The sequence below is a fragment of the uncultured Intestinimonas sp. genome (assembly GCF_944387245.1).
In the GTDB taxonomy this organism is placed as follows: Bacteria; Bacillota; Clostridia; order Oscillospirales; family Oscillospiraceae; genus Intestinimonas.
The window spans coordinates 1-14,478 of sequence record NZ_CALXEE010000058.1 but is presented as its reverse complement, the minus strand read 5'-3'; the positions used below and the strand labels follow the sequence as shown (position 1 = coordinate 14,478).

Annotated in this window: 12 protein-coding genes, 2 tRNA genes, 1 rRNA gene and 1 pseudogene; 6 read left to right on the top strand and 10 right to left on the bottom strand. The window is 61.4% G+C overall.

Going from position 1 to position 14,478, the window contains the following annotated elements; genetic code table 11:
* Nucleotides 1–416 precede the first annotated feature (416 nt).
* The 3 genes from recR to ilvA all read right to left on the bottom strand — a co-directional run bounded on the left by recR (nucleotide 417) and on the right by ilvA (nucleotide 3,373).
* Nucleotides 417–1,028 carry a recombination mediator RecR gene (gene recR / locus Q0K15_RS08270; protein WP_294515149.1) on the bottom strand — a complete coding sequence of 204 codons (612 nt, stop codon included), beginning with the start codon at nucleotides 1,026–1,028 and terminating at the stop codon, nucleotides 417–419.
* Nucleotides 1,029–1,069: 41 nt separating this feature from the next.
* Entirely contained in the window at nucleotides 1,070–1,717 is a 648-nt protein-coding gene (gene rpe, locus Q0K15_RS08265) for a ribulose-phosphate 3-epimerase (RefSeq protein WP_294515146.1), read from the bottom strand.
* Between the two features lie 441 nt (nucleotides 1,718–2,158).
* The gene (ilvA, locus tag Q0K15_RS08260; RefSeq protein ID WP_294515144.1) at nucleotides 2,159–3,373 is read right to left on the bottom strand and encodes a threonine ammonia-lyase; all 1,215 of its coding nucleotides are present in this window, start codon (nucleotides 3,371–3,373) and stop codon (nucleotides 2,159–2,161) included.
* A gap of 138 nt (nucleotides 3,374–3,511) precedes the next feature.
* Here ilvA and Q0K15_RS08255 point away from each other — a divergent pair, with 138 nt between their 5' ends.
* From Q0K15_RS08255 to Q0K15_RS08235, 5 genes are all read left to right on the top strand, one after another.
* Nucleotides 3,512–4,192, top strand: coding sequence for a 5-bromo-4-chloroindolyl phosphate hydrolysis family protein (locus Q0K15_RS08255; protein WP_294515141.1), 681 nt, complete (start codon nucleotides 3,512–3,514; stop codon nucleotides 4,190–4,192).
* Between the two features lie 83 nt (nucleotides 4,193–4,275).
* Nucleotides 4,276–5,472: a toxic anion resistance protein gene (locus Q0K15_RS08250; RefSeq protein ID WP_294515139.1), complete on the top strand. Its 1,197-nt coding sequence runs from the start codon at nucleotides 4,276–4,278 to the stop codon at nucleotides 5,470–5,472.
* 12 nt (nucleotides 5,473–5,484) lie between these two features.
* A complete protein-coding gene (locus tag Q0K15_RS08245; RefSeq protein ID WP_294515115.1) occupies nucleotides 5,485–6,519 on the top strand; it encodes a TPM domain-containing protein in 1,035 nt (344 codons plus the stop codon).
* Nucleotides 6,520–6,621: 102 nt separating this feature from the next.
* The gene (locus Q0K15_RS08240) at nucleotides 6,622–7,290 is read left to right on the top strand and encodes a response regulator transcription factor (RefSeq protein ID WP_294515113.1); all 669 of its coding nucleotides are present in this window, start codon (nucleotides 6,622–6,624) and stop codon (nucleotides 7,288–7,290) included.
* A 24-nt stretch (nucleotides 7,291–7,314) separates the two neighbouring features.
* Complete coding sequence (locus Q0K15_RS08235; RefSeq protein ID WP_294515111.1) at nucleotides 7,315–8,970, top strand: HAMP domain-containing sensor histidine kinase; 1,656 nt, start codon at nucleotides 7,315–7,317, stop codon at nucleotides 8,968–8,970.
* Between the two features lie 63 nt (nucleotides 8,971–9,033).
* On the opposite strand, the gene Q0K15_RS08230 is transcribed toward Q0K15_RS08235, so the two are convergent.
* From Q0K15_RS08230 to sfsA, 4 genes and pseudogenes are all read right to left on the bottom strand, one after another.
* Nucleotides 9,034–9,633 carry an SGNH/GDSL hydrolase family protein gene (locus Q0K15_RS08230; protein ID WP_294515109.1) on the bottom strand — a complete coding sequence of 200 codons (600 nt, stop codon included), beginning with the start codon at nucleotides 9,631–9,633 and terminating at the stop codon, nucleotides 9,034–9,036.
* Complete coding sequence (locus Q0K15_RS08225) at nucleotides 9,630–10,358, bottom strand: GNAT family N-acetyltransferase (RefSeq protein ID WP_294515107.1); 729 nt, start codon at nucleotides 10,356–10,358, stop codon at nucleotides 9,630–9,632. The genes Q0K15_RS08230 and Q0K15_RS08225 overlap by 4 nt, the downstream gene beginning before the upstream one ends.
* Before the next feature lie 161 nt (nucleotides 10,359–10,519).
* Nucleotides 10,520–12,221, bottom strand: a pseudogene (locus tag Q0K15_RS08220) (ammonium transporter).
* A gap of 210 nt (nucleotides 12,222–12,431) precedes the next feature.
* Nucleotides 12,432–13,118 carry a DNA/RNA nuclease SfsA gene (gene sfsA / locus Q0K15_RS08215; protein ID WP_294515105.1) on the bottom strand — a complete coding sequence of 229 codons (687 nt, stop codon included), beginning with the start codon at nucleotides 13,116–13,118 and terminating at the stop codon, nucleotides 12,432–12,434.
* Between the two features lie 71 nt (nucleotides 13,119–13,189).
* On the opposite strand from sfsA, the gene Q0K15_RS08210 reads away from it, so the two are divergent.
* Nucleotides 13,190–13,822, top strand: a complete 633-nt coding sequence (locus tag Q0K15_RS08210; protein WP_294515103.1) for a DUF1643 domain-containing protein — start codon at nucleotides 13,190–13,192, stop codon at nucleotides 13,820–13,822.
* 69 nt (nucleotides 13,823–13,891) lie between these two features.
* On the opposite strand, the gene rrf is transcribed toward Q0K15_RS08210, so the two are convergent.
* The 3 genes from rrf to Q0K15_RS08195 all read right to left on the bottom strand — a co-directional run bounded on the left by rrf (nucleotide 13,892) and on the right by Q0K15_RS08195 (nucleotide 14,325).
* A 5S ribosomal RNA gene (gene rrf, locus Q0K15_RS08205) occupies nucleotides 13,892–14,007 on the bottom strand.
* Nucleotides 14,008–14,171: 164 nt separating this feature from the next.
* Nucleotides 14,172–14,246, bottom strand: a tRNA-Glu gene (locus tag Q0K15_RS08200).
* Between the two features lie 3 nt (nucleotides 14,247–14,249).
* Nucleotides 14,250–14,325: transfer RNA gene (locus Q0K15_RS08195), tRNA-Lys, on the bottom strand.
* Nucleotides 14,326–14,478: the final 153 nt, after the last annotated feature.

Genomic DNA, 14,478 nt, shown 5'->3' with positions numbered 1-14,478 from the left:
CTTTCTCACCACCTATTGCTATTTTACCTCTTGCAAACGAAAAAGCCCAGCTTTCGCTGGACTTTTTCGACAGGCTCGAGCGGACGCCCGCTTGGGCGTCCGCTTCTTTTATCCTAATATGTTGGACCACGCCGGTGGCCGTGTGATTGCCTTTCACTCTCAAACCAGTGCAAGAGCGATAAGAAAGCTCTTTTGGTTCTTTTTCTCATAAAAAGCTCTTCCACATATGCACCACGCCGGTGGTCGGGCAGCTACCTATCACCCTTGAGCCAGTGCAAGAGCGGTAACAAAGCTCTTCTGGTTCTTTTTCTCACAAAAAATTCTTCCACATATGCACCACACCGGTGGTCGGGCAGCTACCTATCACCCTCGAGCCAGTGCAAGAGCGGTAACAAAGCTCTTTTTGGTTCTTTTTCTCACGAGAAAAAGAACTCCCGGCGGCCCTCCAGAGCGCGCATGAGGGTGGCGTCGTCGGCGTACTCCAGGTGTCCGCCCACGGGGATGCCGTAGGCCAGGCGGGTAATCTTGACGCCGAATGGGCGCAGGAGCCGAGCCAGGTACATGGCGGTGGCCTCCCCCTCGGTGTCGGGGTTGGTAGCCATGATGACCTCCCGCACCTCGCCGGAGGCCACCCGCTGAGTGAGCTCCTTGATGTGCAGGTCGTCGGGCCCCACGTGGTTCATGGGCGAGATGACGCCGTGGAGGACGTGGTAACGGCCGTTGTATTCTCGGGAGCGCTCCAGGGCGATGACATCCCGGGGATCGGCCACCACGCAGACCAGGCCGGGGTCCCGCTTGTCGCTGCTGCAGATGGCACAGGGTCCGTCCCCCTGGGTGAAGTTCCCGCAGATGGGACACAGGGAGATGGACTCCTTGGCAGCGACGATGGCGTCGGCAAACTCCTTGGCGTCCTCCTCCGGCAGGGCCAGGACGAAAAAGGCCAGCCGCTGGGCGCTCTTGGCACCGATGCCCGGCAGGCGGGCAAACTGCTCCGTGAGCCGCTCCAGGGCGGGGGGAAAGTATTCCATGGATTCGGTTACCTCCAAAACGGATCGGGATAATGGGCCACTCAGCCCCTGAGGGCGGTGATCATGGCGGTGGGGTCCTTTGCCCCGTACACCGCAGAACCGGCCACCAGCGCGTTGGCCCCGGCCTCGGTCACCAGCCGCGCCGTCTCCAGGTTGACGCCGCCGTCCACCTCCAGGTCGCAGCCGGGGCAGTACCGGTCGATGTAGCTCCGGATGGCCCGGATCTTGCTGAGCTGATCGGTCATGAACTTCTGGCCGCCGAAGCCGGGCTCCACCGTCATCACCAGCACCATGTCCAGCCCCTGCTCCAGGTAGGGGAGCACCGCCTCGGCGGCGGTGATGGGCCGGAGGGCGATGGCCTTTTTCACGCCATTGTCCTCCATGGCATGGAGAGCGTCGTGGATGGCCGGAGGTAAGTCGGCCTCCAGGTGGACAGAGAGCAGGTCGGCCCCCGCCTTGGCGAAGGCCTCCACGTACCGCCCCGGCTTCTCCACCATGAGATGGACGTCCAGAAACATATCCGTATGTTTCCGAATGGAAGCCACCACCGGCACCCCGATGGTGATGTTGGGCACAAACATGCCGTCCATCACATCCACATGGAGCCAGTCGGCGGTGGAGACACGCTGGATCTCCCGATCCAGGGCGCAAAAGTCAGCGGAAAGAATGGATGGCGCGATCTTTACCATAATTCTTCACTCCTTGTGGAAAAATATCATCGGGACAAGGGCGGGACGCGGTTTTGAACGACATGCGGACAGGTCCCTTCCGGGCACCCTCCGCCGCCGGGCGGCATAGGATACGGCAAGCGGAACGTGGCCCCGGAACAGCCGCCGGCCTCCCCAGCGCGGCCCCACGCCGCCGTCCGGCACGGCGGCGACGGTCCGGCGCGGCCTGCCGCATGATATAGCCGCCCGCCGGTTCCGCCGGCGGGCGGCACAGCTTATCGAGGGTTGAACCTACGTCCGATTACAGCGGGGGAGCGCGAGGGGGCGGCAGCCCGCCTCGCATGGGATCGAATGCCCCGCCCTTGAGGGCGGCGAGCGCAGCGAGGACTTTTCCGGCCCAGCCGGAAAAGTACCGGCATTCTAGGTGCCCGCCGGTTCCGCCGGCGGGCGGCACAGCATTTGTCAGACGCTGGTGGTCATGACCTCTTTGGCGTCGTAGCCCGCCTGGCGCAGGGCGGCCATGATCTCCCCCTTGTGGACAAGCCCGAAGGCCTCCAGGGTGACCCGCAGCTCCACGCCGCTCTGGCGGTTGATGTTGACAAACTGGTTGTGGTCCAGCCGGATGATATTGCCGTTGAGCTCCGCCACCAGCTCCGCCACCCGGACCAGCTCGCCGGGCCGGTCGGGGAGCTGCACCGAGAAGGTAAACACCCGGCCCCGGCTCACCAGGCCGTGCTGGACCAGTGAGGAGACGGTGATGACGTCCATGTTTCCGCCGGAGAGAACACTCACCACGTTCTTCCCCTTGCAGTCCAGGTGATTGAGGGCGGCAATGGAGAGCAGCCCGGCGTTCTCCACGATCATCTTGTGCTTTTCCATCATGTCCAGGAAGGCGTCCACCAACTCATGGTCGTCGATGGTGATGATGCCGTCCAGGTTCTGTTGGATGTAGGGGAAGATCTTGTCGCCCGGGGTCTTGACTGCCACGCCGTCGGCGATGGTGTCCACTTTGTCCAGGGTGACAATGTGGCCGGCCTCCAGGCTGGCCTTCATGGAGGCAGCGCCGGTGGGCTCCACACCGATGACCTTTACGTTGGGGTTGAGCAGCTTGGAGAGAGTAGCCACGCCGGAGGCCAGTCCGCCGCCGCCCACGGGCACCAGAATGATGTCCACGTCGGGCAGGTCGGAGAAGATCTCATAGGCGATGGTGCCCTGACCGGTTGCCAGGACGGGGTCGTTGAAGGGGTGGATGTAGGTGTAGCCCTCCGACTGGGAGAGCCGGCTGGCCAGCTCGGCGGCATCGTCAAAGACGGCGCCGTGGAGGATGACCTGTGCACCGTAGTCCTTGGTATTGTTCACCTTCACCAGGGGGGTGGTGGTGGGCATGACCACGGTGGCCTTCACCCCGGCGGCCTGGGCGGCGTAGGCCACGCCCTGGGCGTGGTTGCCGGCGGAGGCGGTGATGAGTCCCCGCTCCTTCTCCTCCTGGGAGAGGGTGCTGATCTTATAATAGGCGCCCCGAATCTTATAGGCGCCGGTGACCTGCATGTTTTCCGGTTTAATGTAGACCTGGTTCCCCGTGGCCTTGGAAAGGGCGGTGGAATGGACCAGATGGGTGTCGGCCAGCACCCCGGCAAGCACGCTCCGTGCGGCCTTGAAATCCTCTAATGTCATCATGGCGCTTCACTTCCTCTTGTTTTACAGCTGTATTCTTTTATCATAATGAGTTTTGCCCTCCCTGTCAATGCCCGGCCATTGACACCCACCCGGCGGGAGGGTACAATAGCCATGTATCCCCTGTTTAAGGAGGCAGTTATGGCGAAAGTAGTGAAACGATCCGTACTCCCCATCTATGCAGTGGCCGTGGTGTGGCTGATCTTCGGCCTGCTCCTGCCCTTCTACCGCCCCCTCCATTATGTGGCCGCCATTCTGGTCTCCCTGGTGGTCTTTCTCATCGCCAAGGCCCTGTGCCCCGACCGGACCTTTGAGACGCCGGAGCCGGAAAAGAAGGCCAAGGCTGAGGCCGCTGAGAAGAAGCCCGCCTCCACCGGCGATCCGGCACTGGACGCCCTCATTCAGGAGCGGGACCGGGCAGTGTCCGAGATGCACCGCCTCAACGACGCCATCGCCGACCCCACCATCTCCGCCCAGATCGACCATCTGGAGTCCACTACCAAAAAGATCATCTCCTATGTGGTGGAGCACCCCAAGAAGCTCCCCCAGATCCGGAAATTCCTCAACTACTACCTCCCCACCACCCTCAAGCTCCTCAATGCCTATGACCGCATGGGCGCCGCCGGAGTGTCCGGGGAGAACATCGACGGCACCATGGGCAAGATCGAGTCTATGATGAACACCGTGGTCCGGGCCTTCGACAAGCAGCTGGACGCGCTCTTCGGAGACGAGGCCCTGGACATCTCCACCGACATCACCGTGCTGGAAAACCTGCTGGCCCAGGAGGGTCTGGCCGGCGAACAGCTGGGCGGTCAGAATTGAATCCGCAGCAAACGGAATACGGAGGATCGATACCCTCCGCCTCAAAATCTTTTGATTCATGATGAAAGCGAGGGAACCATATTATGCCTGAGAACAATGATTTCACCCCCGAGCTCACCCTGACTCCCGACCTGTCCGCCGGCACCGCCGCCGCCCAGGCCCCCCAGGCGCCGGAGCTCACCCTCACCCCCGACCAGAGCGCCGAGGACGCCGCCGCGGCTCAGAAGGCTCGGGATGAGCACGCCGTGCAGTTGGACGAGAGTCAGCTCACTGAGGCCGAGCGGAAGATGGTGGACGACTTCGCCCAGAAAATCGATATCACCGACTCCAACGTGGTCCTTCAGTACGGCGCCGCCGCCCAGAAGAATATAGCCTCTTTCTCCGAGAACACCCTCAACTCCGTTCGAACCAAGGACCTGGGGGAAATCGGCCAGTCCCTGGCCGGCCTGGTGGGGGAACTCCAGCACTTCGGACAGGAGGAGAAAAGCGGCATTTTCGGCTTCTTCCAGAAGAAGAAAAACGACCTGGAGGCCATGAAGGCCCAGTACGCCAAGGCCGAGACCAACGTGAATAAGATCGTGGCGGTTCTGGAGGGCCATCAGGTAACTCTGATGAAGGACATCGCCATGCTGGACCAGATGTACGACCTCAACACCAAATACTATAAAGAGCTCACCATGTATATCCTGGCCGGCAAGAAGCGGCTCCAGCAGGTCAGGGAGAACGAACTGGAGGCCCTGCGGAAGAAGGCGGCGGAGACCGGCGCCCAGGAGGACGCCCAGGCCTACAACGACCTGGCCAACATGTGCTCCCGGTTTGAGAAAAAGATCCACGACCTGGAGCTCACCCGCATGATCTCCATCCAGATGGGTCCCCAGACCCGGCTCATCCAGAACAACGACGCCCTTATGCTGGAGAAGATCCAGTCCTCCCTGGTGAATACCATCCCCCTGTGGAAGAGTCAGATGGTCCTCTCTCTGGGCCTGGAGCACTCCCGGCAGGCCACCGCGGCCCAGAACGCCGTCACCAACATGACCAATCAGCTCCTCCAGAAGAACGCCGACATGCTGAAGATGGGCACCATCGAGACGGCCAAGGAGGCCGAGCGGAGCGTAGTGGACATCCAGACCCTCCAGCACACCAACCAGCAGCTCATCTCCACCCTGGACGAGGTCATGAAGATCCAGCAGGACGGCGCCCAGAAGCGCAAGGAGGCCGAGTTGGAGCTGGGCCGCATCGAGGGCGAGCTCAAGCAGAAGCTGCTGGAGCTGCGGGGCTGAGGAGTTTAGACCATGGAAATGCTGAAAAAACGCTGGGTGGCCGTGGTCATCCTGCTGCTGGTCATCGGGTTGTCCATCTGCATCGGCCTCATGCGGGCGCCTACGGACAACGACCTTCCCGCCGTGGACCAGGCCCAGAGCCTGGACACCGGCCTGGATATCGCCCCCTACCGGACCTGGCTGTGGGATGAGGCCGGCGTCCTCTCCTCCGACGTAGAGGATACCCTCTGCCTCTATAATGCCAACTGGGACGCCCGGTACCGCAGCCTGGTGGCGGTGGCGGCAGTGCTGGACACCGACGGCCAGACCATTGACGACTACGCCTACGCCCTTGCCAACGAGATCGGCCTCTCCTCTATGGACGCCCTGCTGGTAGTGGACACAGGTACCACCAACGCCTATCTGGCTCTGGGGAATGACTTTCTTCCCGGCCTTACCTCCGCGGACGTCACCATGCTTCTGGACCAGAACCTGCTCTCCCCCCTCCAGGCGGGGAACTGCGGGGAGGGTGTCCTCGCCCTCTTTTCCGCCCTGGACCAGGTCTATGTGAACACCTACGGCACCTCCGGCAGCGGAGATTATAACTACTATTACAGCAATTCTTTCAACACCGTCATGACGGTGGTCACCGTGGTCATCTTCCTGGTGGTGCTCCTGGCGGTCCTCACCGCCATCGATACCGCCCGGTATAACACCTACCGCCGGACTTATTACGGCGTGGCTACACCTCCCTATGTCTTCCGGCCCATCCTCTTCTGGCACGGTCCGGGCTACGGCTGGTACCGCCGCCGCTGGCACCAGCCCCCTCCCCCGCCGCCCAGAGGGCCCCGGGGACCCACGCCCCCCAGAGGGGGCGGCTTCGGTGGCGGCTTCAGCAACCACCGGGGCGGCGGCTTCAGCAGCAGCAGTCGCGGCGGCGGTTTCGGCGGCTCCTTTGGCGGCAGCCGGGGTGGCGGCTTCGGCGGCTCCCGTGGCGGTGGCTTTGGCGGCAGCCGGGGCGGTGGCTTCGGCGGTGGCCGGGGCGGTGGCTTTGGAGGCCGCAGATAACAGGCAGGACACCCGGAGGGGAACACACCCTCCGGGTGTTTTTTCAAACACAACTTGGACACATCTATCGGATAGGATAAAGACAGAGAGGGGGAGACGGCCGTGCCGGACACCATCCTGATCGTGGAGGACGAACCCCGGATGGGGGCCATCCTTCAGGATTATTTTACCGCCCACGGGGTGGACAGCGACCTGGCATCCGACGGTGACACCGCCCTGGAGTATTTTGCCCGGCGGGACTACGACGCGGTGCTGCTGGACGTGATGATGCCGGGACTGGACGGCTACGGCGTCTGCCGTGCCATCCGCCGGGAGAGCAATCTGCCCATCCTCTTTCTCACCGCCCTGGGCGGAGAGGAGCAGGCCCTCCACGGTTACGCCCTGGGTGCGGACGACTATGTGACGAAACCCTTCTCTCTGGCCCTCCTCTACGCCAAGACCACCGCCCTTATCCGCCGGAGCCGGGGTACCGAGGACGGCGCTCTGGTCTGCGGGGAAATTCGGCTCCAACCGGGGCCCATGCTGTGTACAGTGGGTAATACGCCAGTTAAATTATCCCCTCGGGAGTACAATTTGCTCCTCTGTCTCCTCCGGAACCGGGGCAGGGTCCTCTCCCGGGAGCAGCTGCTCACCCGGGTGTGGGGCTGGGACTTCGAGGGGGAGGACCGGGCGGTGGACGTGCAGATCAAGAACCTCCGCTCCGCCCTGGGGAGTGCCGGAAAACAGATCAAGACCGTGTTCAAGGCGGGCTACAAGCTGGAGTCGGAGTAGCCGTCCGCCGGAAGGGAGCCTCCTATGAAACAGAAACTGTTTTTGCCCCTCTTCCTCCGCACCGCCGCCCGCTTCCTCCTGCTGTGGGCGCTGATGGTCCTTCTCCTCTCCCTCCGGGAGCTGGACGCCCAGACCACCCGGCTCAAGAGCGGCGTCAGTGAAGCCCGGGACTGGAACCTGATGAACGCCCAACTGGTGGTGGATGGAGACTACGATCCCACCATCAAGCCCGCCCAGTACGACGACCGCATGGACGCCTATTACTCCACTTACGGCGCCGTGGGGGTCTTCCGGCTCTACGACACCGAGGGAATGGAGATGGGCCGCAGCCTGCTTACCTCCGGCTCTTTCGCCCTTCCCGGCACGGGGGTCTACGACTACTATCTGAACTTTGACGCCGCCCTCACCGACGACGAGCAGCTCACGCTGGGACAGTTCCTCCGGGAAAACCGGCAATTCAACCGCTTCTACGGCACCGAGGGCGGGCTCTACGATGACTATCTGGGTTCGGACCAGGGGAAGAGCTACACCGTAGGGCTCCGCAGTGAGATCACCGGCGTAGTGGAGCACAACGTGGTCTACCCGCAAAAGCTGGTTTATTACTACGAGGATCGTTCGGTGACCCTTCTGGATACGGACAGCTCTTTCTTTGATGGCAAGACCCTCACCACCTTTACCTCTGACTCCATCCAGCTCAGCTCCATCCTGGCCTGGGCGGAGACCGGCCCGGAGCTCACACTAAAGCTCTTCCGTGAGGCCGAAGCCCGGCTGGAAAACCTGGTGGGGGACCGCGCTCCCTCCAACTACTGGGTGGGCTCCACCGTGGGCGGCAGCGGCTACGCCCAGGTGGGCTCGGTGGCCCCCTATGAGGGGCTGGTTTCCGCCACCGGCGTCTCCTACCGCCCCGCCCTGATGGCCACCCACGACCTGCGCTTCCTCTATGCAGCCACCCTGCTCTTCACCCTGCTCCTGGCCTTTTTCACCGCCCGGGCCCAGGCCCGGAGCCTCCAGCGGGAGCGGGACCTCACCAACGCCGTGGCCCATGAGCTCAAGACCCCCCTGGCCCTCCTGCGTTCCTACGCCGAGGGCCTACAGGAGGACATCGCGCCTGAAAAACGCGCAGAGTATTTAGACGTCATCATGGACCAGTCCGACCAGATGGCCGCCCTGGTGAGCTCCCTCCTGGACCTGAGCCGCATGAAGGCGGGCAAGACCCATTTCGAGCCCACTCCTGTGGCCCTGGACCGAGTGGTTGACACCGTTTTCCACACCATGGAGCGGCCCATGGAGACCGCCGGCGTCACCCTGGACCTGGACCTTGCCCCCTGCACCGTCTCCGGCGAGGAGGGGCGGCTCTCCCTGGTGGTATCCAATTTGGCCTCCAATGCCCTCCGCCACACTCCGCCGGGAGGCGAGATCCGGGTGACCCTTCGGGAAAAGGAAAGCACCGCCCTCCTCCAGGTGGAAAATGACGGGGAGCCCATCCCGCTGGAGGCCCTCCCCCTGATTTTCGAGCCTTTCTACCGCTCCGACACCGCCCGGGACCGTCAAAGCGGCGGCACCGGCCTGGGTCTGGCCCTTGTCAAGGAGACCGTGACCCTCCACGGTGGCACCTGCGGTGTGGAAAACCTCCCCCACGGCGTCCGCTTCTGGGTGGAGCTTCCCCTTTCAAATACATAAAAATACGCCTGTGTCCTCCTTTTTGTGGGGGACACAGGCATTTACTTTCCACAGGCCGTGGATTTATTTTCTCTTCTCCATCTCCTGGAGTATCAATGGGAGCAGCAGCTCTGCCACCCTGGTCTGGGCCGCAGCGGAGAGATGGCGCTTGGGGGTGGTCCGCTCGTTGAACCACTGCTCCGGGTCGTCCTTGAAGGGGGTATACAGGTCCACGAAGGGGATGTTCAGCTGATCACACAGGCTGGACAGAGACTCGTTCCAGATGGGCAGCCGATTCTGAAGCTGAGGCCCCGCCAGCAACTCGGAAAACCAGGGAATACCCAGCAGGATGAGAGGCATTCCGGCCTCGGCGGCCTGATCCAGCACATCGGAGATCTCAGAGAGGAATTCCCCCAGGGGGACCTCCAGCTTTTTGGCGTCGTTGGTGCCGAAGCCCAGGACACACAGGTCTGCACCGGCGGTGGCATCAGTGAAGTGTTCCATCGCATAGTCGGCCTGAACGCCGGGGTGACCCTCATTTTTAACGGTCACGTCCACGCCTCTGGCCCGGAGCATGACCTCCAGCTTAGCAGGCCAGGCCTCCTCCAGCGGGCCAGGCGTACCGGTATCCCCCAGATAATATCTGGTGTTGGAGTCTCCAAAGGCCACGATCTGATAACTCATTTCCCATCCTCCTCCGCGTCACGGTCCTTCTGCCCTGTTGTTTCCGCCCTGAACCACCGGGAACGTACCTGCCGAGTAGAAAAGCCGGTCTCCTGGTAGAGCCGGTATGCCGCCTGGTTGGCGGTGGAGACCAACAGCCGGCAGCCGTCATGCCCACGCTCCGCCAGCAGGTACATCGCCAGCAGCAGGAGCTCCCGGCCCAGGCCTCTGCCCCGGGCCGCTTTTTTCAGTCCGATACCCTCGATCTCTCCGGATCGGAGATCCAGCTCATAAATCCCCAATGGCATCCCGTCCTCCAGCACAAAGCCACAGCTGCCCGGATCGGCCAGCTTTTCCGCCAGCTCCTCCTGGCCGTAGGTGGCGGCATTGGGTACGGCGGCAAAGGCCTCGTTGTAGAGGGCCAGCCACTGCTCTTCCAGCGCCTCCGTCAGCGGCACAGTCTGGAGCCGACCTCCGTGACAGGGACGGTCCTCGCCCAGTGCCCGCTCCATCTCCAATATGTCGTGGACGTGGGTGAGGCGGACCTGCCCGCTCTCTCCCTCCGCAAAAGGCGCCTCCGGGTCGGTGGAGGCCACGTAGATCTCCCGGGCGCCCTGGTCCTTCAGCGCCCGGACCTCCCGCAACAGCAGTTCATTTTGTTCCTCCGCCGGATAGCGTTGGAAAATCAGATAGGCAATGCCCCGATGGGGAATCTCACGAGTGATACGCTGGACCTGTATCTCCATGGGACTGCCCTCCTCTCACCGCGCAGTGGCTGTGTTCAGTCTTTATTATCATATCACAGCTGGCCCTCCGGTGCAATGGCTCCCACTTCACCCAATATGAAAAACCTATAAACAACAGGGGACATGGACCGCAGTCCACATCCCCTGTTGTTTATCTTTCGTTAATCGCCCTGGAGGGCATCGAAGCCCTCCTCGCCGGTACGAACCTTGACCACATTTTCCACATCGTAGATGAAGATCTTGCCGTCACCGATGTGGCCGGTGAACAGTGCACGCTTGGCAGCAGCTATCACAGCAGATACCGGCACCTTGGAGACCACCACGTCCACCTGCACCTTGGGCAGCAGGTTCATGGTCATCTCCACGCCGCGGTAGTACTCGGTGCGGCCCTTCTGCACGCCGCAGCCCAGCACCTGAGTCACCGTCATGCCTGTGATGCCGATGGCGTTCATAGCGCTCTTTAGCGTTTCAAACCGCGCCTGGTTGCAGACGATGGTCACCTTGGAGAGCTTCACATCGGAGGCGGAGATTCCGGACTTCTCCCGGACTACCACCTGGACGGGTACCGCCTCGTCCTCGCTGGCGCCGCCGCTGACGGCCACAGACTCCACGGGACCGGTAAGGCCGCCCGCCGGCATGAAGTCGGCGTAGGCGGAGGCCAGGCCGTGCTCGTGGATGTCCAGGCCGTCGATCTCCTCCTGAGCGGAGCAGCGCAGGCCGATGGTGTGCTTGAGCACCAGGAAGACGATGGTGATGGTCACCAACACCCACACCGCCACGGAGACCACACCAATGCACTGGGTGACGAAGAAGGAGGGGCCGCCGCCGTAAAACAGGCCGCCGTCCACCGCCAGCAGACCGGTGAGCAGGGTACCCATGGAGCCGCAGACACCGTGGACCGAGACAGCGCCCACCGGGTCATCGATCTTGACCACCTTGTCGAAGAACTCCACGGCCAGAGGAAGCACGATGCCAGCGCAGGCACCGATGACGGCGGACCCAAAGATAGAGACCATGTCACAGCCAGCGGTAATGGCCACCAGACCGCCCAGAGCCGCGTTGAAGGTCATGGACACATCGGGCTTGCCGTACCGCAGCCAGGTGAAGATCATCGTGACCACGCAGGCCACAGCGGCCGACATGTTGGTGGTGCAAAAGATGGTGCCTGCCAACTCCATGACGCTGTCACTGTCCATGGCCACGGTGGAGCAGCCGTTGAAGCCGAACCAGCAGAACCAGAGGATGAAGACGCCCAGCGCACCGATGGAGAGGTTGTGGCCCAGGATAGCCTGGGGCTTGCCGTTCTTGTCGTACTTACCGATCCGGGGCCCAAGGATCTTGGCGCCCACGCCGGCGGCAATGCCACCTACCATGTGGACGGCGGTGGAGCCGGCGAAATCATGGAAGCCCAGCTGGGCCAGCCAACCACCGCCCCAGATCCAGTGGCCGGACACGGGGTAGATTACCAGAGAGATCATCAAGGAGTAGATGCAGTAGGAGATGAACTTGGTCCGCTCCGCCATGGCGCCGGAGACGATGGTAGCCGCCGTGGCGCAGAAGACGGTCTGGAAAATAAAGAAGGCCGTCAGGGGTACGCCATCCGGCAGAATGGCGGAATAGTCCCCCCCGTACCAGGGGATCAAAGCCCCCGATCAGGGCTCCCGCCCCGCCAAACATCAGGCCGAAGCCCACCAGCCAGTAGACTGGAGTGCCGATGCAGAAGTCCATGAGGTTTTTCATCAGGATGTTGCCAGTGTTTTTGCTTCTGGTGAAGCCCGCCTCGCACATGGCAAACCCGGCCTGCATGAAAAAGACCAGTGCCGCGCCCAGAAGCACCCAGATGGTATTAGCCGACGAATACATATTCCATTCCTCCTCCTGTGAAAAAACAAGGGCGCTCGCTCCGCCATCGTCAGCGGATCGAGCGCCCTTGCCTTGTTGGGGGCAGTTTACACGCTTCCCTGCACTTTGTCAAGGCAGTCCCGTGAAGTTTGTGAGACCTCCCACCTTTTCCTGCCTTTTGCAGCTATGTTTATGAAATATAGTCAGCCATATCCTGCAAATTCCGGCGCCTCAGAGGCGGATCTCCACCGGCTCCCCCATGGTAATTGTGTCCGGTGTCACCCGGCAGTCCCGGCATAAGATTTCCACGCCAGCCGCCGCGGCCCGCCGCACCGCCTCACCAAAGGCGGGGTGGGTCCGGTCGTTGGGGGACCAGAAGGCCACCCCCGCCATCTGCACCACCAGGAACAGAGCCGCCTCATAGCCCGCCGCCCGACAGGCCATGAGCTCCTCCACATGCTTTACGCCACGCTCCGTAGGTGCGTCGGGAAAATAGACGGCTCCACCCTCTTCCAGGGTGACACCCTTGACCTCCACGAAGCCTTTTGGGCCGTTTTCTGATGACTCCCAGTAGAAATCAAATCTGGAATTCCCCCAAGTAGTCTCCGGCCGCAGCAACGTAAGACCGGACCGGAAACCGTTGGCGGCTGCCCACTCCCCAAAAATTCGGTTGGGCGCCTGGGCGTCCATATTGATGAGACGCTCTCCCTTCTCTACGGCGATGAGATCATACCGGGTCTTCCGGTTGGGATTTGTCCCTTCCGCCAGGTAGATCGTGGCTCCCGGCACCAGCAGCTCCCGGCACCGGCCGGTGTTCTTTACATGAACGGTCTCTTCCGTCCCATCCAGCGCCACCTGGGCGATGAAGCGGTTGGGGCGGCGCAGAAAAATTGCCTTTTTCACAGTTTGGTATTGCATCTTTTCCCCTCTGTCTGTATCCTTGTCTTAGGCCTTCCACCGGCCCTATCCCACCGTCAGGAGGCATCAGCATGCACATTCCCGCCTGTGACACTACATCTCAGCTTACGGTTCTGTCCTTTGTGGATGCCCTGGAGCAGGCCCTCAGGCCCTCTTCGGACTACGATGTCAATCAGTGGCTCTATGTCCCCAATTTTTATTCGGAGTACCGGTACATCCTGGGGACCCGCGGAGATAAGCCCCTCATCTGCGTGGGGGTGAATCCGTCCACCGCCGCCCCAAACCACCTGGACAACACGCTGAAGTCCGTAGAGCGCATCGCTCTGGGGAACGGCTATGACAGCTTCATTATGTTCAACGTATATGCCCAGCGGGCCACCCGTCCTGACGACATGGAGCGCACCCTCAATCCCCAGCTCCACGCCGAAAACATGGCAGCCTTCCGCTACGCCCTGGAGCAGACCAGGAGCGGCCGTCCTGCCATCTGGGCAGCCTGGGGCAATATTATTGAAAAGCGCCCCTATTTGCCCGGCTGCGTACGGGATATGATCGCTGTGGGGCAGGACTTTGATGCACGGTGGTTCTCCGCCGGCAAGCGTTCCGCCAAAGGCCACCCCCACCATCCCCTCTATTTGAAAAAGGACAGTCCTCTGGACCCCTTTGACGTGAAGGATTATGTCTCCCATGTATTGGATCATTCGTGAGGCGGCAGAGCCGCCTCACATTTTTTCAGGCATGCAAAAAAACGGACTTCTTTCGAAGTCCGCTTTTTGTGTCGGCACTACCTATCTTCCCGGCCCGTCTCCAGGCAAGTATTTTCGGCGCAGATGAGCTTAACTGCCGTGTTCGGAATGGGAACGGGTGGACCCTCACCGCAATCAGCACCGACTTACTTTTCTTTGAAAAGAAAAGTAAGCAAAAGAAACTTCAGTGAACTTTCTTCTCCTTACCGTTCTTCTCAACAGTAAGTACACTATTTAGTTATTTCTCACGCTTGAAGAGCACTTTTACCAAAGTTCTCTTTGCTTACCTTCTCTTTCGAGAGAAAGTAAATGGTGACCCGTGCGGGAATCGAACCCACGTTTGCGGCGTGAGAGGCCGCCGTCTTAGCCGCTTGACCAACGGGCCATGTGGTGCGCCTTCACGGATTCGAACCGGGGACCCACTGATTAAGAGTCAGTTGCTCTACCAACTGAGCTAAAGGCGCATACTTCCTTTTGAGAAAGAAAGCATGCAAAGAAAGCTTTGTCAAACTTCCCTTTCCCAAAACACTGGGTGCCTTGGTCTGCACCCTCAAAACTGAACAATGCGATGTGAAGTAGGAGGACAAGCGCCTGCACAATCATGTTAAGGTCAAGCC

Bases quoted from the DNA above. Each gene is read 5' to 3' on its own strand.
- recR (WP_294515149.1), bottom strand. From the start codon at position 1,028: ATGGAATACTTTCCCCCCGCCCTGGAGCGGCTCACGGAGCAGTTTGCC.
- rpe (WP_294515146.1), bottom strand. From the start codon at position 1,717: ATGGTAAAGATCGCGCCATCCATTCTTTCCGCTGACTTTTGCGCCCTG.
- ilvA (WP_294515144.1), bottom strand. From the start codon at position 3,373: ATGATGACATTAGAGGATTTCAAGGCCGCACGGAGCGTGCTTGCCGGG.
- Q0K15_RS08255 (WP_294515141.1), top strand. From the start codon at position 3,512: ATGGCGAAAGTAGTGAAACGATCCGTACTCCCCATCTATGCAGTGGCC.
- Q0K15_RS08250 (WP_294515139.1), top strand. From the start codon at position 4,276: ATGCCTGAGAACAATGATTTCACCCCCGAGCTCACCCTGACTCCCGAC.
- Q0K15_RS08245 (WP_294515115.1), top strand. From the start codon at position 5,485: ATGGAAATGCTGAAAAAACGCTGGGTGGCCGTGGTCATCCTGCTGCTG.
- Q0K15_RS08235 (WP_294515111.1), top strand. From the start codon at position 7,315: ATGAAACAGAAACTGTTTTTGCCCCTCTTCCTCCGCACCGCCGCCCGC.
- Q0K15_RS08230 (WP_294515109.1), bottom strand. From the start codon at position 9,633: ATGAGTTATCAGATCGTGGCCTTTGGAGACTCCAACACCAGATATTAT.
- Q0K15_RS08225 (WP_294515107.1), bottom strand. From the start codon at position 10,358: ATGGAGATACAGGTCCAGCGTATCACTCGTGAGATTCCCCATCGGGGC.
- sfsA (WP_294515105.1), bottom strand. From the start codon at position 13,118: ATGCAATACCAAACTGTGAAAAAGGCAATTTTTCTGCGCCGCCCCAAC.
- Q0K15_RS08210 (WP_294515103.1), top strand. From the start codon at position 13,190: ATGCACATTCCCGCCTGTGACACTACATCTCAGCTTACGGTTCTGTCC.